Genomic DNA, 19,521 nt, shown 5'->3' with positions numbered 1-19,521 from the left:
TCGAGAGAACACGCGGTTCGTGACGAGGAGGTCGGCTATGGCACAAGAGCAGACCACACGCTCCGGCGGTGGCGATGACGACGACGGTTCGGCCGAGGGCGCATCGGGTCAGGAACGACGCGAGAAGCTCGCCGAGGAGACCGACGATCTCCTCGACGAGATCGACGACGTGCTCGAGGAGAACGCGGAGGACTTCGTCCGCGCCTACGTGCAAAAGGGCGGCCAGTGACGGACGCGAACTCCGTTCCCCGTCCCCACGAGAGCGACACCACCCTGCGCTACGGGTCGCCGTTCTCCTCCTTCAGTGAACACCTGCGGGCCTACGCACCGCACCTGTTGCCCGAGAACCGTTTTCGTGCGGATCTCGCTCTGTCCCCGGAGGCGACGATGCAGTCCGACATCGCACCGCACGGCACCACCATCGTGGCCGTCACCTTCGACGGCGGCGTCATCCTCGCGGGTGATCGCCGCGCGACGATGGGCAACCTCATCGCCAGTCGCGACGTCGACAAGGTGTACGTCACGGACGACTACTCGGCCGCCGGCATCGCGGGAACCGCCGGCATGGCGATCGAGCTGGTGCGGCTGTTCGCGGTCGAACTCGAGCACTACGAGAAGATCGAGGGCGTCTCCCTCACCTTCAACGGCAAGGCCAACAAGCTGTCCTCCATGGTGCGGGCCAATCTCGGTGCGGCCATGCAGGGTCTGGCTGTGGTTCCGCTGCTCGTCGGTTACGACCTCGACGCCGTCGACGCCCGCCATGCGGGGCGCATCGTCTCCTACGACGTGGTCGGTGGCCGCTACGAGGAACGGTCCGGCTACCACGCGGTGGGATCGGGATCGCTGTTCGCGAAGTCGGCGATGAAGAAGCTCTACCGCGAGGACATGACCGAGGACGAGGCACTGCGCGTCGCGGTCGAATCGCTGTACGACGCTGCCGACGACGATTCGGCGACCGGCGGACCGGATCTGACCCGCGGCATCTACCCGACGGCGGTGGCCATCGGTGCCGGGGGAGCGAACCTGGTGGGATCGGACCGCATCGAGGCTCTGGCCCGTGCGGTACTGCAGGACCGATCGGAAGAAGGGGGTGCGCGCCGATGACGATGCCGTACTACGCGTCCGCCGAACAGATCATGCGCGATCGTTCGGAACTGGCGCGCAAGGGAATCGCACGCGGTCGCAGCGTGGTCGTGCTGACCTACGCGGACGGCGTGCTCTTCGTCGCCGAGAACCGGTCCTCCGCACTGCACAAGGTGAGCGAGCTGTACGACCGCCTCGGCTTCGCCGCGGTGGGCAAGTACAACGAGTTCGAGAATCTGCGCCGCGCCGGCATCGTGCACGCCGACACCAAGGGCTACACCTACGACCGTGCGGACGTCACCGGACGATCGTTGGCCAAGGCGTACGCTCAGACGCTCGGCACCATCTTCACCGAGCAGCTCAAGCCGTACGAGGTGGAGATCTGCGTGGCCGAGGTCGGTGCCGTCGGCGAGAGCCCCCGGTCCCAGCTCTACCGCATCACGTACGACGGCTCGATCGTCGACGAGGTCGACTTCGTGGTCATGGGCGGTGCCACCGAACCGATCTCGACGGTCCTGCGCGAGAAGTACCGCTCGGGGCTCGATCTCGACGCGGCGGTCGCGCTGGCAGTCGGTGCGCTCCAGGACTCCACGTCGACGCCGCCGACCAACGGTGCCGCGAGCGAGCCCGCGGAGAAGCGCGTCCTCGAGGTCACGAGCCTCGAAGTGGCCGTTCTCGAACAGACGCGGCCGAGGCGTGCGTTCCGGCGGATCTCCGGAGCGGCGCTCCAGGGACTGTTGCCCCCCGGTTCGGAACCTGCGGGCACCTGACCGATCGGGTACGAAGCACCCGTCACGCGCGCGGCGCGTCGGCGGTTCCCGTTCCGTACAGCGTGAGCAGCGAGGGCCGGGCCCGGTAGTCGAAGGCCCGGCCCTCGCCCGCCACCTCCCCGTCCACCGCCACCGCCACTGTGGTCTGCAGGTTGCGCACCGAGACGGCCGGCACCCGCAGATGACGGTAGGTGGGCGACGTGCCGAGAGTCCCCGTCATCGCGGCGAGTGCGAGGCGGGTACGCGAGAGCCGCATGTGCGCGCGCAGGAACCGCACGTCCAGCACACCGCTCGCGATCGACGGCCGCGACATGGGCACCTGATCACCCGGCGTGTAGGTGCCGTTGCCGACGAACATCATCCACACCGAGTCGCGGCGCCCGTCGATCTCCACGTGCATCGGCTCGGCCACCGCCAGGACGGCCACCATCGCGGCCGCGGCCGCGGGCCACTTCCCGATGCGTGAGCTCCACTTGTCCCGCAGCCGAACCGAATCCGGGTAGCCCCCGATGCTGGCGGTGTTGACGAAGAGGATCTCCTCACCGCCGTCGATGCTCACACCGCCGAGATCCACCCGGCTGGACGCGCCGCGAGTGACGGCGTCCGCGGTGACCGACACCTCGACCGCGCCGACGTCCCGTGCGAAGTGGTTCAGCGTGCCGCCGGGGAACACCGCGAGAGGGAGCCCCGTCCGCACCGCGGCCGCGACGGCAGCGGCCACCGTGCCGTCGCCTCCGCAGACTCCGAGCGCGAGCACGTCCGATCCCGCGGCGCGGATGAACTGGGCGGTGAAGTCGTCGTCGGCGTCCGGCTCGAGGAACCGCGCCCTCGGCAGGGCCTTCGCCACGTCGGCGACGACTTCCGAATTGTGGGTGCCCGCGCCCGGATTGACCAGCACGAGCATTCCCTCACCCTCGTGCAGGGCGGGCGCCGGCCCCGCGGGGCCCAACTCGGCCGACTCGGTGGAGCGCACGGCCCACCAGCGGCGGGTCGACAGCGCGACCGCGACCCCGAGCGCCGCGCCCACCACCACGTCCGACGGCCAGTGCACACCGACGTGCACTCGCGAGTACGCGACGGTCGCGGCCAGCGGGGCGACGAGGAGACCGGCGAGCGGAGCCTCGAGCGCCACGCCCGTCGCGAACGCTGCGGCGGAGGCGGCGTGACCGGACGGGAACGACGAGGACACGGGCGGGGTCATGATCCGCCGGAGCGCGGGGACCGACGCGGCCGGTGGACGATCGCGGGGGAGCAGCGGCTTGAGCACCCCGTTCGCGAGCGAGCTGGCACCCACGACCGCGAGCATGCCGCGTACGGCACCTCGTCGTCGGGGGCCGCCGGACGCGGCGAGCGCCGACGCCACGATCGCCCACAGAACACTGTGATCGGCGAGCCCGGTGAGCGTGCGCAGCGCGGGGTCCAACCCCGACGGTCGCGACGCGAAACTGGCCTTCACCAGCGCCAGATCGACGGAACGGGTGCGGCCGCGCAGCGATCGGGGATTCACCTGCGCCACACTACGGCTGCCACGGGCTCGGGTAGCCGATGCCGCGGTCGATGCCGTTGTACTGTCGAAGTGTGCAGCGACGAATCATGGGGATCGAGACCGAGTTCGGTGTGACGTGCACGTTCCACGGGCACCGTCGACTCAGCCCGGACGAGGTGGCCCGGTATCTGTTCCGGCGTGTCGTGTCGTGGGGACGCAGCTCCAACGTGTTCCTGCGCAACGGTGCGCGGCTCTACCTGGACGTCGGCTCCCATCCCGAGTACGCCACTGCCGAGTGCGACAGCCTTCTGCAGCTGGTCACGCACGACCGCGCCGGCGAGCGTGTTCTCGAGGACCTGCTCATCGACGCCGAGCAGCGTCTCGTCGAGGAGGGCATCGGCGGCGACATCTACCTGTTCAAGAACAACACCGACTCCGCGGGCAACTCTTACGGCTGCCACGAGAACTACCTCGTGGTGCGCGCCGGCGAGTTCTCCCGCATCTCCGACGTGCTGTTGCCGTTCCTGGTCACCCGCCAGCTCATCTGCGGCGCGGGCAAGATCCTGCAGACGCCGAAGGCCGCCACGTTCTGCCTCTCGCAGCGCGCCGAGCACATCTGGGAGGGCGTGTCGTCCGCGACCACCCGCTCACGGCCCATCATCAACACGCGCGACGAACCGCATGCCGACGCCGAGAAGTACCGTCGTCTGCACGTCATCGTCGGCGACTCCAACATGGCCGAGCCGACGACCATGCTCAAGGTCGGCACCGCAGCGCTCGTCCTGGAGATGATCGAGGCGGGCGTCTCGTTCCGAGACTTCGCCCTGGACAACCCGATTCGCGCCATCCGCGAGGTGTCCCACGACTCGACGGGGCGGCGCCCCGTCCGTCTCGCGGGGGGACGCCAGGCCAGTGCACTCGAGATCCAGCGCGAGTACCACGCCCGCGCCGTCGAGCACCTGCGCAACCGCGAGCCGGACGCGCAGATCGAGCAGGTCGTCGACCTGTGGGGCCGCACCCTCGACGCCGTCGAGGCGCAGGACTTCGCCAAGGTGGACACCGAGATCGACTGGGTGATCAAGCGCAAGCTGTTCGATCGCTATCAGGACAGGTACTCGATGGACCTGTCCGACCCGAAGATCGCCCAGCTCGACCTGGCCTATCACGACATCAAGCGCGGCCGCGGCGTCTTCGACGTGCTGCAGCGCAAGGGACTGGTCAAGCGCGTCACCGAGGACGACCAGATCGACGAGGCGGTGAACACGCCGCCGCAGACGACACGCGCGAAGCTGCGTGGCGAGTTCATCAGCGCCGCACAGGAGGCGGGACGCGACTTCACCGTCGACTGGGTGCATCTCAAGCTCAACGACCAGGCTCAGCGCACGGTGCTGTGCAAGGACCCGTTCCGCTCGGTCGACGAGCGCGTGGAGCGCCTGATCGCGTCGATGTAGAGGCCGACGGTCCTCCTTCTCCACAGGAGTCCCGTCCTCCCCACCCCGGCGATGCGCACGGGTGGGGAGATGCTCAGCCACTAGGCTGGGTCGGTGGCGATCTCCAAAGTCGAGCGGTTGATGAACCTCGTCATCTGCCTGCTCTCGACACGGCAGTACCTGACCGCCGAGCGCATCCGCGAGTCCGTCGCCGGATACGAGGACTCGGCGAGCGACGAGGCCTTCAGTCGCATGTTCGAGCGCGACAAGAACGAGCTGCGTGATCTCGGCGTCCCGCTCGAGACCGGTCAGATCTCGCGCTTCTCGACGGTCGAGGGGTACCGCATCAACCGCGATCGGTACGAACTCCCCGACGTCGACCTGGCCAGCGACGAGGCCGCTGCGGTCGCCGTGGCCGTCCAACTCTGGGAGTCGCCCGAGCTCACCTCCGCCGCTCAGAGCGCGATGTTGAAGTTGCGCGCCGCGGGCGTGCAGGTGGACACCGAGAACTCGCCGGCCGCCGTGACCGCCGTTCCGTCCCGCAGTCGAGGTTCCGAGCCCGCGCTGGGCAAGCTGCTCGCCGCTATCGACGCCGGCCGGTCCGTGCGGTTCTCGCACCGCTCCACCCCGGCCGCCCCCTTCCGAGTGCGCACCGTCGAGCCGTGGGGAGTGGTCACCCACTCCGGACGGTGGTACCTCGTCGGGCACGACACCGAGCGCGACGCCGTCCGTACCTTCCGCCTGTCACGGATCGGGGACGACGTCGTGGCCTTCGGACCGGCGGGATCGGTGCGCAAGCCCGACGACGTCGATCTCGGTGTCATCGTGGCCCGCGCCGCCGCGAGCGGTGACGTGGCGGGCAGCGCCGACGTCTGGGTGTCGGAGGGACGCGGACTCGAGCTGCGCCGTCTCGGCACCGAGGTGGAGACACGTGATCTCGTGGGGCGACGCGGTTCCGTGGTCCGCATCCCGGTGCGGTCGTGGGAGTGGATCGCCCGGGTGGTCGCCGGCCACGGCGCCGACGCGATCGTGCTGTCGCCGACCGAACTCCGCGACATCGTCGTCGGCACCCTGTCCGTGAGCGCGCACCGCGCGCCGACCGACGCCGTCTCGCCCGGGAGCAGCTCATGAGCGTTCGCCTGTCCTCGCGGCTGGCCCGGCTGCTCAACCTCGTGCCGTACTTCATCGCCAATCCGGGTATCAGCGCGGCCGACGCCGCGGCCGAGCTCGGGGTCACGACCAAACAGCTGATGGACGACCTGAACCAGCTGTGGATGTGCGGACTGCCCGGATACGGTCCGGGCGATCTCATCGATCTGTCGTTCTCCGAGGACAGCATCGAGGTCACGTTCTCCGCAGGTATCGACAGGCCGCTGCGTCTGACGTCAACGGAAGCGACCGCGCTGCTCATCGCGCTGCGGTCACTCGTCGAGATGCCCGGCATGGTGGACCCGTCCGCGGCGTACCGCGCCATCGCGAAGATCGAGGCCGCGGCGGGTGTCGCGGCGGCCGAGGGGCCGGACGACACGCCCGAGCCGCAGGAGAGTCCCAGTGTCACGACCGTCCGTGGGGCGCTCGCCCGCGGTCGCGCGCTGCACATCACCTACTACTCGGCATCGCGGGACGTGGTGTCCGAACGCACCGTCGATCCGTTGCGCATCGTCCTCGTCGACGATCAGAGCTACCTGCAGGCCTGGTGCCGCGACGCGGAGGGCGTCCGGCTGTTCCGGCTGGACCGCATCGATGCCGCGACCGAGCTGGACGAGCCGTCCGCACCGCCCGAGCAGGCCCGGACCGGTGGGGACGCACTCGATCTCTTCCACGACGATCCGTCGCTGCCGCTCGCACGGCTCGTCGTCGCACCCGACCACGTGTGGATTCTGGACTACTACCCCATGACGCAGACCGCTGCGCACGACGACGGCTCGATCGAGGTCTCGATGCGATTCGCGACGCTCGACTGGATGAGCCGTCTGGCGCTGGGTCTGGGGTCGGGAGTGCGGGTGCTCGGACCGCCCGCACTGGTTCGTGAGGTCACCGCTCGGTCGCGCGACGCCCTCGACGTCTATCGCGCCGTCTCGGGAGCGTGACCGGCCCATCTCGAGTCGTCCGGACATGCAGGACTCGCCCGGTGAACTCTCGGCGAACGGTGGGTACGCGGGTCCACCGGACACCGGGTGGGAGCCCTCGGGTCCGGTAGCATCGAATCCACCGAAACTGGGAGGTTTTCATGGGTGCGTTACAACCCTGGCACTGGATCGTCCTGATCGTCGTGCTCGTACTGCTGTTCGGATCGAAGAAGCTGCCCGAGGCCGCACGTGGCCTGGGACGCTCGATGCGCATCTTCAAGAGTGAAGTGCAGGAGATGCAGAACGACGGCAAGAAGCCGGACACCACCACGAACACGGCGCCGGCACCGCAGTCGCAGTTGCCGTCCCCGAACACGGTCACCCCGACCGTCGCGTCGACCGAACCGACGCACGAGCAGCACCCGCGCTCGGCCTGACACTCGCAGGCACCACGGTCGGGGCGATGTCGCCTCGGCCGTTTCGTGGGTGGTGACCGAGGTTCGCGCCCGCTGCGGCGTGCGCACCTCGGCACCCGTCACCGCGAACCACAGTCTTCAGTCCAGGCACCGCAGTCGACAGGCGAAGAGTCACCGTGCGCATACCGTTCGATCCGCGACAGCGCAGGCGTCGCGTCAATCCCGACGGCACCATGTCGTTGGTGGAGCATCTCTACGAGCTCCGCACGCGTCTGCTGTGGTCGATGCTGGCCATCGTCCTCACCACGATCGTGGGGTTCTTCTGGTACTCGCACTCGCTGCTGGGCATCGAGTCGCTCGGTGACCTGCTCCGCGGGCCGTACTGCTCGCTCCCGTCCGAGAGTCGTGCCGAGCTCACCGACGACGGCACGTGTCGGCTGCTCGCCACCGGACCGTTCGAGCAGTTCATGCTCCGGTTCAAGGTGGCCATCACCGCGGGCGTCGTGCTCGCCTGCCCCATCTGGCTCTATCAGGTGTGGGCGTTCATCACGCCTGGCCTCTACCGCCAGGAACGGCGCTACGCCATCTCGTTCGTCACGGCGGCGGCCGTGCTCTTCGTCTCCGGCGCCGTCCTCGCCTACATCGTCGTCGCGAAGGCCCTGCACTTCCTGCTGACCATCGGCGACAACGTCCAGGTCACCGCTCTCAGTGGCGCCGAGTACTTCGGCTTCGTCATCAACCTGCTCGTCATCTTCGGCGTCAGCTTCGAGATCCCGCTTTTGATCGTCGCGCTCAACGCCGTCGGCGTCCTGAAGTACGAGAAGCTCCGCGGCTGGCGTCGCGGGCTCATCTTCGCGATGTTCGCCTTCGCCGCCGTCGTCACGCCCGGCGGTGACCCCTTCTCGATGACCGCGCTGGCGCTCGCGCTGAGCATCCTCGTCGAGTTCGCCATCCAGATCGCGCGCGTCAACGATCGACGGCGCGCACGGCGCGAGACCGAGGAGTGGGGGAACGTCTCCGATGACGAGGCGTCGCCTCTCGACACCTCGGCCGCCCCGGTCGGCAGGCCCGTCCCGGTGCGTCACGACGCCGACGCCGACTACTCCGACACTCTCTGAGTTGCCCACGCTGTCTGAGTGACCCCCATCGGCGGACACCCTCTAATCTGGAGTCGTGGCCAATCACAGCGGGCAGCAGAACACCGGCGACATCCGGACTCGACTCGTGGACGGGCCGAAGCTGACCGAGTTCGCGGCGTCGCTTCCGTTCCCGCTCGATCCCTTCCAGATCCGTGCGTGCTCGGCCCTCGAGGACGGGCACGGCGTACTGGTGTGCGCGCCGACCGGAGCCGGCAAGACCGTCGTCGGCGAGTTCGCCGTCCACCTCGCACTCACCAGCGGCGCGAAGTGTTTCTACACCACCCCCATCAAGGCACTGAGCAACCAGAAGTACGCCGAGCTCGTCGCGCGTTACGGCAAGGGCTACGTCGGCCTGCTGACCGGCGACCAGAGCATCAATTCGGACGCACCGATCGTCATCATGACCACCGAGGTGCTCCGCAACATGCTGTACGCGGAATCGCCTGCGCTGCGCGGACTCTCGCACGTGGTGATGGACGAGGTGCACTACCTCGCCGACCGGTTCCGCGGCGCCGTGTGGGAGGAGGTCATCCTGCACCTGTCCGAGGACGTCCGGCTCGTCAGCCTGTCGGCGACGGTGAGCAACGCCGAGGAGTTCGGCGCCTGGATGGAGACGGTGCGGGGCAACACCACCGTCGTCGTCGACGAGACCCGCCCGGTTCCGCTGTGGCAGCACATCCTCGTCGGTCGCCGCCTGTTCGACCTCTTCGACGTCGAGGCGAACAACGGTGCTCCGGGCGGCGTGGTCGTGGACAAGAACCTCGTCCGGTACGTCAAGGAACGAGTGCAGGCCGAGCGCATGGGCGCCTGGGAGGCCCCACGCGGCCGTGGCCCGCGGTCGGGTCGGTCCGGCGGCCGCCCCGGCCGGCCGGAATCTCGTCCGATCCCGCGGCCCGACGTCATCAAGCTCCTCGACGAGGAGGGGTTGCTCCCCGCCATCACGTTCATCTTCAGCCGCGCCGGGTGCGACGGCGCCGTCGATCAGTGTCTTCGATCGGGACTGCGGCTGACCTCCGAGGAGCAGGCGCGCGAGATCACCGAGGTCGTCGAACGCCACACCGCCGAGATCCCGCGCAGCGACCTCGAGGTGCTCGGCTACTGGGAGTGGCGCGACGCCCTCGAGCGGGGCATCGCCGCGCATCACGCAGGGATGCTGCCGGTGTTCCGGCACACCGTCGAGGAACTGTTCGTCCGCGGTCTGGTCCGCGCGGTCTTCGCGACGGAGACCCTCGCCCTCGGCATCAACATGCCGGCGCGGACGGTGGTGCTCGAGCGCCTCGTGAAGTTCAACGGTGAGGCGCACGCCAACCTGTCGGCGGGGGAGTACACGCAACTCACCGGCCGCGCCGGTCGTCGCGGTATCGACGTCGAGGGTCATGCGGTGGTGCTGTGGCAGTCGGGTGTCGAGCCGACCGAGGTGGCCGGGTTGGCCTCCACCCGTACGTTCCCTCTGCGGAGTTCGTTCCGCCCGTCGTACAACATGGCGGTGAACCTGGTCGACCGGATGGGTGTCGACGCGTCCCGGATGCTGCTCGAGCGGTCGTTCGCGCAGTACCAGGCCGATGCGTCCGTCGTCGGGTTGGTGCGCGGTATCGAGAAGAACGCCGTGGCTCGGCGCGAGTTGCTCGGCAAGTTGGGCGGCGAGGACTCGCCCTACGTCGAGTACACCGCCCTGCGCGCGCGCCTCAAGGAGCGCGAACGCGAGCTCGAGCGTCAGGGCCGCACGGATCGTCGCAACGATGCCGTCACGTCGCTGGTGTCGCTGCGGCGCGGCGACGTCATCTCCATCCCGTCCGGTCGACGCTCGGGACTGGCTGTCGTCCTGGAGACCGACGCGAACTCGGTGGACCCGCGGCCGCTGGTGCTCACCGAGGACAAGTGGGCGGGGCGCGTGTCGTCGGCGGACTTCCCCACACCGGTGTCGGCTCTCGGCCACATGCGCCTTCCCCGCCACGTCGATCACCGCACGGCGCAGACCCGTCGTGATCTGGCGTCCGCGCTCCGGGGAACGGGGATCAGCGCGCCGGGACGCGGTCGGCGTCGGCAGTCGTCGGCAGGCGACGATCGCGAGCTCGGAGTGCTGCGCCGCGCCGTCCGCTCGCATCCGTGCCACACCTGGCCGGATCGTGAGCACCTCGCCCGGCTGGCCGAGAAGTACAGCCGGCTCGAACGTGACACCGATGCGATGAAGCAGAAGGTCGCCGCGACCACCAACTCGTTGGCCCGTACCTTCGATCGCATCCTGGCGCTGCTCACCGAGCGCGGCTATCTGGCCGCCGGTCCTGACGGCGAGGTCGCGGTCACCGACCGTGGAGCCAAGCTCGGACGTCTGTACTCGGAGTCGGACCTGCTGGTCGCGGAGTGCCTCGCCGAGGGAATCTGGCGCGGCCTCGGGCCGGCCGAGCTCGCCGCCGTGGTCTCGACCGTCGTGTACGAGTCGCGCCAGGAGGGTGAGAGCGCGGAGCAGGGTCCGACCGGGAACATCCGACACGCGTTGACCCGCACCGTCGCCGCGTGGCACGAGCTCCGCGCGGACGAGATCCGACTGAAGCTGCCTCCGACGCGGGAACCCGACACCGGGTTCGCGGTGGCCGTCTACAAGTGGGCTCGCAAGGAGTCGCTCGAGGACGTGCTGTTCGCCGCGGGTCAGCACGGCCGCGCCCTGTCCGGCGGGGACTTCGTACGGTGGTGCCGCCAGGTCATCGATCTGCTCGACCAGATCCGCTCGGCGTCCCCCGACGACGAGGTCACCGCGACCGCCACGAAGGCGATCTCGGCGATACGGCGCGGAGTCGTCGCCGTCGATGCCGCATGATGGTCTCCACAGTCACAGCAGTCACCACAGGCACCCACCGGAGGCGATGATGAGCGGCCCGTACAACCCCGACGACCGTTCCTCGGCCGGTGAGGACACGCCCACCAGCCAGTACCCGAGCGGACAGCAGCCGGGCTACGACCAGCAGGCCTACGGTCAACAGCCCTACGGTCAGCAGCCCTATGGTCAACAGCCCTATGGTCAGCAGCCGGGCTACGACCAGCAGGCCTACGGTCAGCAACCCCAGTACGGGCAGCAGCCTTACGGCCAGCAGCCCCAGTACGGCAAACAGCCTTACGGCCAGCAGCCCCAGTACGGCCAGCAGCCTTACGGCCAACAGCCCTACGGCCAGCAGCCCCAGTACGGCCAGCAGCCCTACGGACAGCCGGGTTACCCGCAGGGCAACCAGCAGTGGAACGCCGCGCCGGCGCAGAAGCAGTCGAAGGTGCCGTTCATCGTGGGCGGCGTCGTCATCGCCGCGATCGTCGTGGCGGGTGGGATCTACGCGGCCACGTCGCTGGGCGGCGACACCCTGGACAACTCCGCGGTGCAGAGCGGGGTGGCCAAGATCGTGACGGAGTCCTACGGCGCGATCGATGTCTCCGCGGTGTCCTGCCCGTCGGGCCAGAAGGTGGAGGCGAACACGACCTTCTCCTGCGACCTGACGGTGGACGGTGAGGCGCGCTCGGTGACGGTGACCGTCAAGGACGACCAGGGCACCTACGAGGTCGGCCGGCCCCAGTAGCTCACCGCGCCATCGCGGTGAGAAGGCGGCCGACGGAGTTCTGCACGCCGAGTTCCTCGGCGAGCGCCGCGAGGCGTTCCGGATCGACGGGCTCGTACGGCAGCACGTCGGGGCGCGACCAGATGATGTCCGCATCGGTCACCACCCGTACCACCGGGAGTGCAGCGTCGATGTAGTCGCGGGAGCTCTGGATCTTCGCGCGCACCCCGGCCGACATCTCGGGGTCGCCCGAGTCGGCGGCGGCGAGCAACGCCTCGAGGGAGCCGAACTTCTGCATGAGGGACGCCGCGGTCTTCTCCCCGACGCCCTTCACCCCGGGCAGTCCGTCGGACGAATCACCGCGCAGCAGTGCGAGTTCCGCGTAGCCCGGCCCGGGTCGGTCCGCGGGCACCCCGTACTTCTCGGCCACTTCTGCCGGGCCGAACAGCTCGGCTTTCGCCAGTCCGCGTCCCGCGTAGAGCACACGCACCGGAACCGGATCGTCGGAGACGACCTGCAACAGGTCGCGGTCTCCGCTGACCACCACCACGGTGCCGTCGCGCTCGGTGGCGGCGAGGGTTCCCAACACGTCGTCCGCCTCGAGACCCTCCGCTCCGGCCGTCGCGATGCCCGCGGCCTCGAGGATCTCCAGGATCAGGTTCACCTGCGGACCCAGTGCGTCGGGTGCCTCCTCCGCGTCCGGGCCCGCAGCGGACTCGGTGAGCACCCGATGCGCCTTGTAAGACGGCACCAGATCGACCCGGAAGGTGGGACGCCAGTCGAGGTCGAGGCAGACGGCCAGTCGGGACGCACCCGTCCGCGTGATGAGGGACGCGACCATGTCGGTGAAACCACGCACCGCGTTCACCGGCCGACCGTCGGGCGCCGTGATCGATTCGGGCAACGCGTGGAAGGCCCGGAACCACAGGCTCGCCGCATCGAGGAGAAGTACCGTGTCTCTGCTCTCGGCCATCATGCGCCACATCCTGCCGCATGTGGGCGGCACCGGAGTCGATAGCCTGGCGTCATGACGTCTCGGTTTCCCTCCTCCGTGTATCGCACCCGCCTCGACCGAGCGGCGGCTCTCGCCGCCGAGGCCGGTCTCGACGCGCTGTTGATCACGCCCGGACCCGACCTGCGCTATCTGCTCGGCTCGCGCGCCCAGTCGTTCGAGCGTCTGACCTGCCTCGTCGTCCCGGCGGACGGCACGGCCGCGTCGGTGGTGGTGCCTCGCATCGAATTGGCGGCGTTGAAGGACTCGGCCGCGGCCGACCTGGGAATCGAGCTGCGGGACTGGGTGGACGGGGTGAACCCGCACGGCCTGGTGGCCTCGCTGCTTCCGAGCCCCGCACGCGCAGCCGTCACGGATGCGATGCCGGCGCTGCATCTGATCCCGCTCGCCGACGCCCTGGGCGCACTGCCCGTCCTCGCGACACCGGTTCTGCGCGAGCTGCGCATGACGAAGGACGACGCGGAGATCGGCGCGTTGCGCACGGCGGGCGCCGCCATCGACCGCGTCCACGCGCGCATGGGCGAGTTCCTCGCGGCCGGGCGCACCGAAGCGCAGGTCGCTGCCGACATCTCGGCCGCGATCCTCGAGGAGGGACACACCGAGGCGGCGTTCGTCATCGTCGGCTCGGGCCCGCACGGCGCCGACCCGCACCACGAGGTGTCCGAGCGCGTGATCGAGGAGGGCGACGTCGTCGTCATCGACATCGGTGGCCCCGTCGAGCCGGGCTACAACTCGGACTCCACCCGGACCTACAGCATCGGCGAGCCGTCGGACTCGGTCGCTGCGACCGTGGCGGTCCTCGAGCGCGCGCAGCAGGCAGCCGTCGATGCAGTCCGTCCCGGAGTCACCGCGGAGTCGATCGACGCCGCCGCACGCGACATCCTGGTCGACGCCGGCTACGGCGACGTCTTCGTGCACCGCACCGGGCACGGCATCGGCCTCTCGGTGCACGAGGAGCCGTACATCGTGGCGGGCAACGACATTCCGCTCGAGGTGGGGATGGCGTTCAGCATCGAGCCGGGGGTGTACTTCACCGGCGAGTGGGGCGCCCGCATCGAGGACATCGTCATCGTGACTCCGGAGGGGTGCGAGTCGGTCAACACGCGGCCGCACGGCCTGACCGTGCTTCCGGTGCGATGAGCCTCGACCTCCTCGCCACACTGCGACGCGAGGGCGACCGCCTCGCGTCGATGCCTGTCGATGCGCTGACGGCGCCGGTACCCACCGTGCCGGGATGGACGCTCGAGCACGTGGTCCGACACACGGGCAAGGTCCACCGGTGGGCGAACGCGGTGATCCTGGCGGGCCCGGGTGCGGACACGGGCGCGGTGGCGAAGCAGCAGGTCGAATCGTTACCCAAGGGCCCGGACAGTCTCCCCGCGTACCGATCGTCGCTGGAGGCGATGGTCGCCACGTTCGAGTCGACGGATCCCGAGGCGGTCGTGGAGACGTTCGTCGGCGCGCGCACGGCCGCGTGGTGGCTCCGACGGCAGGCACACGAGGTCGCCGTGCACCGCATCGACGCCGCCGACGCCGTCCGCGCCGCCGGGGGAGTGGCGCCTGAGGCGCTCGATCCCGACGCCGCCGCGGACGCCGTGGCCGAGCTGACGGAGGTGCAGTATCCGCACCGACTGCTCCTCGACCGCCTGACGCCCGAGTCGATCGGGCGCACCGTGCACGTGCACGGAACGGACGTGGACGACCTGGAGTGGACGTTCACGCTCGGGGCCGACGGCCTCGCCAGTGCGCGCGGACACGGGAAAGCCGATGTGGCACTGCGGGGTACGGCAGAGCACCTGCTGCTGGTGCTCTGCCGTCGTCGACCACTCGACGTGCTCACCGTCTTCGGTGACACCTCGGTCGCGGAGTCACTGCTCGACGCGTCCCGCTTCTGACGTCACTCGAGGAAGTCGAGCAGCGCCGTGTTGACCTCCTGGTAGTGGGTCCACAGGAGACCGTGGGGCGCGCCCTCCACCTCGACGTAGGTGGCCTCGGGGAAGGCGTCGTGGAACGGGCGACCCGTCGAATCGATCGGCAGGATGTTGTCCGCGGTACCGTGCAGGATCAGCGTGGGCTTGCCCGACTCGCGAACGGTGCGGACGTCGTCGCGGAAATCGGTGAGCCACGTCGGAACCACCGCGTACGCGGCGATCGGCGCACTCGCCGCCGCGACATTCCAGCTGTTGCGGACGGCGGCCTCGCTGATGCGCGTGCCGAGCGTGCCGTCCAGGTTGTAGAAGTCCTTGTAGAACGCGTCGAACCAGGCGAAGCGGTCCCCACGCGCGGCGGCTTCGATGCCGTCGAACACCGACTGCGGCACACCCGTCGGGTTGTCGTCGGTCTGCAGGAGGAACGGCTCTAGCGACGCGAGGAAGGCGAACTTCGCCACACGGTCGGTCCCGTATCGCGAGGCGTACCGCGCCAGTTCACCGGTACCCATGGAGAATCCGACGAGAATCACGTCGCGCAGATCCAGCGCTTCGAGCACCTCGTTCAGGTCCGAGGCGAAGGTGTCGTAGTCGTACCCGGACGTGGGCTTGCTCGACTGTCCGAAGCCTCGACGGTCGTACGTCACGACGCGGTGGCCGGCGTCGAGCAGAGCCGCGGTCTGGCGCTCCCACGAGTGTCCGTCGAGCGGATATCCGTGAATGAGGACGACGGGCTGTCCACTGCCGTGATCCTCGTAGTAGACGTCGACCGGGGTGCTGTTCTCGTGTCCGACAGTGATGTGTCCCATGGCGTGCGCGACCTTTCGACGGGAATGTCTCTCGTGGAGAACGAGCGTTCTCGCTCGTGTCGGCTAAAGTAGAGAACGTTGGTTCTCGCCGCAAGTGCTCATGACGACAGGAGGGTTCGTGGAGACCGATCATCGCGCCAGGATCCTCTCGGCGGCAGACACGCTGTTCTATGCCAAGGGGGTGCAGGCCGTCGGTATGGACGAACTGCGCACCGAGGCGGGCGTTCCGCTCAAACGGCTCTACGCGGAGTTCCCGTCCAAGTCCGCGATCGTCACCGCGGTGCTCGACGGCCGGACGACGATGTGGAACAGCCGCATCGACGAGGCCGAGAGCGCACACGAGTCACCGCGGGACAAGCTGTTGTCTATCTTCGACTTCCTGCACGACTGGTTCCTCGAGGACGACTTCCGCGGGTGCGCGTTCATCAACTCGTTCGGGGAACTCGGCGCCACGATGCCCGCGGTGTCCGATGCCGCGCGCGCCCACAAGCTGACGTTCATCGACCATGTCACGACGCTGGCCGTCGCGGCCGGGGCGTCGCCCACCGTGGGACTGCAGATCGCGCTGTTGGCCGAGGGTGCTCAGACCACCGCGGCCATCACGCGGTCGAGCGAGACCGCGCGGGCGGCCAGGGAGGCCGCCGCCCGATTGCTCAGTCCCGCAACGACTGGGAGCCCATCACCCGGGTGACGGTGATCTCGATGACCACGCGCTCCGGGTTCTCCCGCGGCGTCCGGTAGCGCTGGGCGTAACGGTTCTCCGCATCACGCACGGCGTCGGGTTCGCGCAGGATGCGCGCCGGCCCCTCAAGGGTCAGCCATCGCGCCCCGTCGACCTGAGTCACGGCGCCGTAGCCGCCGCGCTCGGCGTTGCGCACCTTCTGCGATCCGTCCCGCGTGATCACTCGCGCCAGACCTGCCTCCGGATCCCACGTGAATCCCACCGCCACCACGTGCGGTGTGCCGTCCTGACGCTTCGTGGCCAGCGTTGCCAGATGACGCTCGGTGAGGAAGGTTCCGGCGTCGGCGTTCAGCGAGGAGGGGGTGGCGGGCATGACCGCCACGATAATCGAGGACACTGGACGCCGTGACCCACCCACCGGCCGGCCGTGACCTGACCACACCCGACCAGTCGAGCACCGGCATCCTGCTGCTCCTCGGTGGTCGCAGCGACATCGGTCTCGAGATCGCGGAGCGCCTCGCGCGCGGCCGCCACGTCGTCCTCGCCGCCCGGCGGTCCGACGATCTGGTCGCCGAGTCGGATCGAGTGCGCGCGGCCGGCGCCAGTCGGGTGACGACGCTCGAGTTCGACGCCGACGACCTGGCGTCGCACGACGGTCTCGTGACGTCAGTTCTGGCTCGCGGGCCGATCGACACGGCGGTCCTGGCCTTCGGCATCCTCGGCGATCAGACGCGCGCCGAGACGGATGCGGCGCACGCGGTGGCCGTCGTCCACACGGACTACGTGGCGCAGGTCAGCATGCTGACACATCTCTCGACGGCGTTGCGCGAGCAGGGATCCGGCCGGCTCGTCGTCTTCTCTTCCGTCGCCGGCGCTCGGGTCCGCAGGGCGAACTACGTCTACGGGTCGGCGAAGGCCGGACTGGACGGATTCGCGTCCGGTCTCGCCGACGCGCTGCACGGGACCGGCGTGCGGTTGCTGCTGATCCGACCGGGTTTCGTCATCGGCCGGATGACCGAGGGGATGTCTCCCGCACCGATGTCGAGCACACCCGGCCAGGTGGCCGACGCGGTGGTCCGCGCGTTGAGCTCGCGGACCGACGTCGTGTGGGTGCCCGGCCGTCTGCGCCTACTCGTCGCCCTGATGCGCGTCCTCCCACGTCCTATCTGGCGCCGGATGCCGCGATGATCGACGTCGTGGGCGTGGGCGCCGACGGGTGGGCCGGGCTGTCGCCGACCTCCCGTGACGCCGTCGAATCCGCGGACGTCCTGTTCGGCTCCGAGCGTCAACTCGACGCGGTGCCGGGCACCGCGGCTCGGCGAATCGCGTGGCCCACCCCGATGCTGCCCGCCCTGACCGGTCTCCTGGACGAGCATGCCGGTACGCGGCGATGCGTGCTCGCGAGCGGTGACCCGATGTTTCACGGGATCGGCGTGACGTTGACGCGGCTCCTCGGTGCTGATGCGGTGCGCGTCCTTCCGCACCCGTCGTCGGCGTCGCTCGCGTGCGCCCGTCTCGGCTGGGCGCTCCACGACGTCGAGGTGGTGTCCCTGGTGAACAGGCCGATCGAGACCGTACTGCCCGCCCTGACACACCGACGCCGCGTCCTCGTGCTCGCCGAGAACGAGAGCACCGCAGCCGAACTCGCGACTCTGCTGCTGAGCCGTGACCTCGGCTCCAGTGCCATGTCCGTGCTCGAGCAACTCGGGGGACCGCGCGAGCGGGTGCGTGCGCTGCCCGTCACCGACTGGCTGCACGCGCGCGACGTCGACTCACTGAACGTCGTCGCGCTCGAGGTGAGGGGCCACACCGTCTCGCGCGCACCCGGACTCGACGACGCGCTCTACGTGGGCGACGGTCAGCTGACCAAACGCGAGGTCAGGGCGCTGACTCTCAGCGCCCTCGCGCCCTCACCGGGTGAACGTCTGTGGGACGTCGGCGGCGGGTCGGGAAGCATCGCGATCGAATGGATGCGCACGCATCCGGCATGTTCCGCGATCGCGTTCGAGCGCGTCGAGTCCAGATCCGCCACCATCCGGACCAATGCTGTCGCCCTGGGCGTTCCGTCGCTCGTCGTCCGCGGCGCGGCACCCGATTCCTTGTCCGGTGCGCCCGAACCCGACGCCGTGTTCGTCGGGGGCGGCGCGACGCAACCCGGAGTGATGGACGCCTGCTGGGACGCCCTGCCCGAGGGTGGGCGGCTGGTGGCCAATGCCGTCACCGCGGAGTCGGAATCGTTACTTCTGCAGTGGTATTCGCAGCACGGCGGTCTGCTGCGACGACTGCAGGTGCACCGCGGCGAACCGCTCGGCGGATTCACCGGGTGGCGTCCGCAGATGCCGGTGACGCAGTGGAGCGTCGTGAAGAACGAGAAGGAGACAGCGTGACCGTCAGATTCGTCGGCGCGGGACCCGGTGCAGCCGATCTCGTGACCGTCCGCGCAGCCCGCATCATCGCGTCGAGCCCGGTCTGCCTGTACGCCGGGTCGTTGGTGCCACGCGAACTGCTCGACACGTGCCCGGCAGACGCCCGCGTCGTGAACACCGCTCGCATGACGCTCGACGCGATCGTCGACGAACTCGTCACCGCCTCGCGTGACGGCCTCGACGTCGCCCGCGTGCACTCCGGCGATCCATCGCTGTACAGCGCCGTCGCCGAGCAGTCGCGACGACTCGACGCGGCGGGTGTGGACTACGAGATCGTGCCGGGCGTTCCGGCGTTCGCCGCAGCTGCGGCCGCGCTGGGTCGCGAACTCACCGTGCCCGGGATCTCGCAGAGCGTGGTGCTGACGCGGGTGTCGACGTTGTCGACGGCCATGCCCGACGGCGAGGATCTGCCCACGTTGGCACGGAGCGGGGCGACACTGGTCATTCATCTCGGTGCGCGCCAGATCCACAGCATCACCGAGCAACTCGTGCCGCACTACGGATCCGACTGTCCCGCAGCGGTGGTGGCCTTCGCCAGCCGCGCGGACGAGGTCATTGTGCGGGGCACCCTGGCCGATCTCGCGGACGCGACGGTGGCGGCGGGCATCGTCAAGACGGCGGTCGTGGTCGTGGGCCGCGTCTTGTCGGCCGAGGGCTTCCCGGACAGCTTCCTGTACTCGGCGGCCCGGCGACGGCTCGATCACTGACCGTCCGGGGCCGGTAAGGTCGCCC

The 19,521-nt window shown here is 69.3% G+C and carries 20 protein-coding genes; 16 read left to right on the top strand and 4 right to left on the bottom strand.

Features of this window, described 5'->3' with window-relative positions; translation table 11 throughout:
- Positions 1-37: 37 nt before the first annotated feature.
- The 3 genes from QRN16_RS04690 to prcA are packed head-to-tail and all read left to right on the top strand — an operon-like array spanning position 38 to position 1,853.
- On the top strand, positions 38-229 hold the full coding sequence (locus tag QRN16_RS04690) for a ubiquitin-like protein Pup (RefSeq protein WP_027505357.1): 192 nt from the start codon (positions 38-40) through the stop codon (positions 227-229).
- The gene (gene prcB, locus QRN16_RS04685) at positions 226-1,104 is read left to right on the top strand and encodes a proteasome subunit beta (protein ID WP_222631127.1); all 879 of its coding nucleotides are present in this window, start codon (positions 226-228) and stop codon (positions 1,102-1,104) included. The genes QRN16_RS04690 and prcB overlap by 4 nt, the downstream gene beginning before the upstream one ends.
- Entirely contained in the window at positions 1,101-1,853 is a 753-nt protein-coding gene (prcA, locus tag QRN16_RS04680; protein WP_285184849.1) for a proteasome subunit alpha, read from the top strand. The genes prcB and prcA overlap by 4 nt, the downstream gene beginning before the upstream one ends.
- A gap of 22 nt (positions 1,854-1,875) precedes the next feature.
- On the opposite strand, the gene QRN16_RS04675 is transcribed toward prcA, so the two are convergent.
- On the bottom strand, positions 1,876-3,360 hold the full coding sequence (locus QRN16_RS04675) for a bifunctional phosphatase PAP2/diacylglycerol kinase family protein (RefSeq protein ID WP_285184847.1): 1,485 nt from the start codon (positions 3,358-3,360) through the stop codon (positions 1,876-1,878).
- Positions 3,361-3,431: 71 nt separating this feature from the next.
- Here QRN16_RS04675 and pafA point away from each other — a divergent pair, with 71 nt between their 5' ends.
- The 7 genes from pafA to QRN16_RS04640 all read left to right on the top strand — a co-directional run bounded on the left by pafA (position 3,432) and on the right by QRN16_RS04640 (position 11,953).
- On the top strand, positions 3,432-4,790 hold the full coding sequence (gene pafA / locus QRN16_RS04670) for a Pup--protein ligase (protein ID WP_197027762.1): 1,359 nt from the start codon (positions 3,432-3,434) through the stop codon (positions 4,788-4,790).
- A 93-nt stretch (positions 4,791-4,883) separates the two neighbouring features.
- Positions 4,884-5,900, top strand: a complete 1,017-nt coding sequence (locus QRN16_RS04665) for a helix-turn-helix transcriptional regulator (RefSeq protein ID WP_285184843.1) — start codon at positions 4,884-4,886, stop codon at positions 5,898-5,900.
- Positions 5,897-6,859, top strand: a complete 963-nt coding sequence (locus tag QRN16_RS04660; protein WP_027505363.1) for a helix-turn-helix transcriptional regulator — start codon at positions 5,897-5,899, stop codon at positions 6,857-6,859. Before QRN16_RS04665 ends, QRN16_RS04660 begins: the two co-directional genes overlap by 4 nt.
- A gap of 140 nt (positions 6,860-6,999) precedes the next feature.
- Entirely contained in the window at positions 7,000-7,275 is a 276-nt protein-coding gene (gene tatA / locus QRN16_RS04655; protein WP_027505364.1) for a Sec-independent protein translocase subunit TatA, read from the top strand.
- Between the two features lie 155 nt (positions 7,276-7,430).
- The gene (gene tatC, locus QRN16_RS04650; RefSeq protein ID WP_056444573.1) at positions 7,431-8,372 is read left to right on the top strand and encodes a twin-arginine translocase subunit TatC; all 942 of its coding nucleotides are present in this window, start codon (positions 7,431-7,433) and stop codon (positions 8,370-8,372) included.
- Between the two features lie 106 nt (positions 8,373-8,478).
- A complete protein-coding gene (locus tag QRN16_RS04645; protein ID WP_056445154.1) occupies positions 8,479-11,208 on the top strand; it encodes a DEAD/DEAH box helicase in 2,730 nt (909 codons plus the stop codon).
- Between the two features lie 49 nt (positions 11,209-11,257).
- On the top strand, positions 11,258-11,953 hold the full coding sequence (locus QRN16_RS04640) for a DUF4333 domain-containing protein (RefSeq protein WP_285184837.1): 696 nt from the start codon (positions 11,258-11,260) through the stop codon (positions 11,951-11,953).
- 1 nt (position 11,954) lies between these two features.
- On the opposite strand, the gene QRN16_RS04635 is transcribed toward QRN16_RS04640, so the two are convergent.
- A complete protein-coding gene (locus tag QRN16_RS04635; protein WP_285184835.1) occupies positions 11,955-12,905 on the bottom strand; it encodes a 5'-3' exonuclease in 951 nt (316 codons plus the stop codon).
- 54 nt (positions 12,906-12,959) lie between these two features.
- Here QRN16_RS04635 and QRN16_RS04630 point away from each other — a divergent pair, with 54 nt between their 5' ends.
- Positions 12,960-14,084 carry a M24 family metallopeptidase gene (locus QRN16_RS04630; protein ID WP_285184833.1) on the top strand — a complete coding sequence of 375 codons (1,125 nt, stop codon included), beginning with the start codon at positions 12,960-12,962 and terminating at the stop codon, positions 14,082-14,084.
- Positions 14,081-14,839, top strand: coding sequence for a maleylpyruvate isomerase family mycothiol-dependent enzyme (locus QRN16_RS04625; RefSeq protein WP_285184831.1), 759 nt, complete (start codon positions 14,081-14,083; stop codon positions 14,837-14,839). The genes QRN16_RS04630 and QRN16_RS04625 overlap by 4 nt, the downstream gene beginning before the upstream one ends.
- Positions 14,840-14,841: 2 nt before the next feature.
- Here the strand turns inward: QRN16_RS04625 and QRN16_RS04620 are convergent, their stop codons facing one another.
- Positions 14,842-15,681: an alpha/beta fold hydrolase gene (locus QRN16_RS04620; RefSeq protein WP_285184829.1), complete on the bottom strand. Its 840-nt coding sequence runs from the start codon at positions 15,679-15,681 to the stop codon at positions 14,842-14,844.
- 118 nt (positions 15,682-15,799) lie between these two features.
- On the opposite strand from QRN16_RS04620, the gene QRN16_RS04615 reads away from it, so the two are divergent.
- Positions 15,800-16,372 (top strand): TetR/AcrR family transcriptional regulator, encoded by a 573-nt coding sequence (locus QRN16_RS04615; RefSeq protein ID WP_321163706.1) that lies wholly within the window; start codon positions 15,800-15,802, stop codon positions 16,370-16,372.
- On the opposite strand, the gene QRN16_RS04610 is transcribed toward QRN16_RS04615, so the two are convergent.
- Complete coding sequence (locus tag QRN16_RS04610) at positions 16,335-16,736, bottom strand: PPOX class F420-dependent oxidoreductase (protein ID WP_056444561.1); 402 nt, start codon at positions 16,734-16,736, stop codon at positions 16,335-16,337. The two genes, QRN16_RS04615 and QRN16_RS04610, sit on opposite strands and share 38 nt — an antisense overlap.
- Positions 16,737-16,768: 32 nt before the next feature.
- On the opposite strand from QRN16_RS04610, the gene dprE2 reads away from it, so the two are divergent.
- Genes dprE2 through cobM form a run of 3 tightly spaced genes read left to right on the top strand, consistent with a single transcriptional unit; the run spans position 16,769 to position 19,496 of the window.
- Positions 16,769-17,551 carry a decaprenylphospho-beta-D-erythro-pentofuranosid-2-ulose 2-reductase gene (dprE2, locus tag QRN16_RS04605; RefSeq protein WP_285184824.1) on the top strand — a complete coding sequence of 261 codons (783 nt, stop codon included), beginning with the start codon at positions 16,769-16,771 and terminating at the stop codon, positions 17,549-17,551.
- Complete coding sequence (gene cbiE / locus QRN16_RS04600) at positions 17,548-18,750, top strand: precorrin-6y C5,15-methyltransferase (decarboxylating) subunit CbiE (RefSeq protein ID WP_285184822.1); 1,203 nt, start codon at positions 17,548-17,550, stop codon at positions 18,748-18,750. The genes dprE2 and cbiE overlap by 4 nt, the downstream gene beginning before the upstream one ends.
- Positions 18,747-19,496 (top strand): precorrin-4 C(11)-methyltransferase, encoded by a 750-nt coding sequence (gene cobM, locus QRN16_RS04595; protein ID WP_027505376.1) that lies wholly within the window; start codon positions 18,747-18,749, stop codon positions 19,494-19,496. The genes cbiE and cobM overlap by 4 nt, the downstream gene beginning before the upstream one ends.
- The last annotated feature ends 25 nt before the right edge of the window (positions 19,497-19,521 follow it).

The sequence above is a fragment of the Rhodococcus sp. MEB041 genome (assembly GCF_030208955.1).
Taxonomy (GTDB): domain Bacteria; phylum Actinomycetota; class Actinomycetes; order Mycobacteriales; family Mycobacteriaceae; genus Rhodococcoides.
The sequence above is the reverse complement of the archived record's forward strand: the minus strand, read 5'-3'. Positions and strand labels throughout refer to the sequence as shown.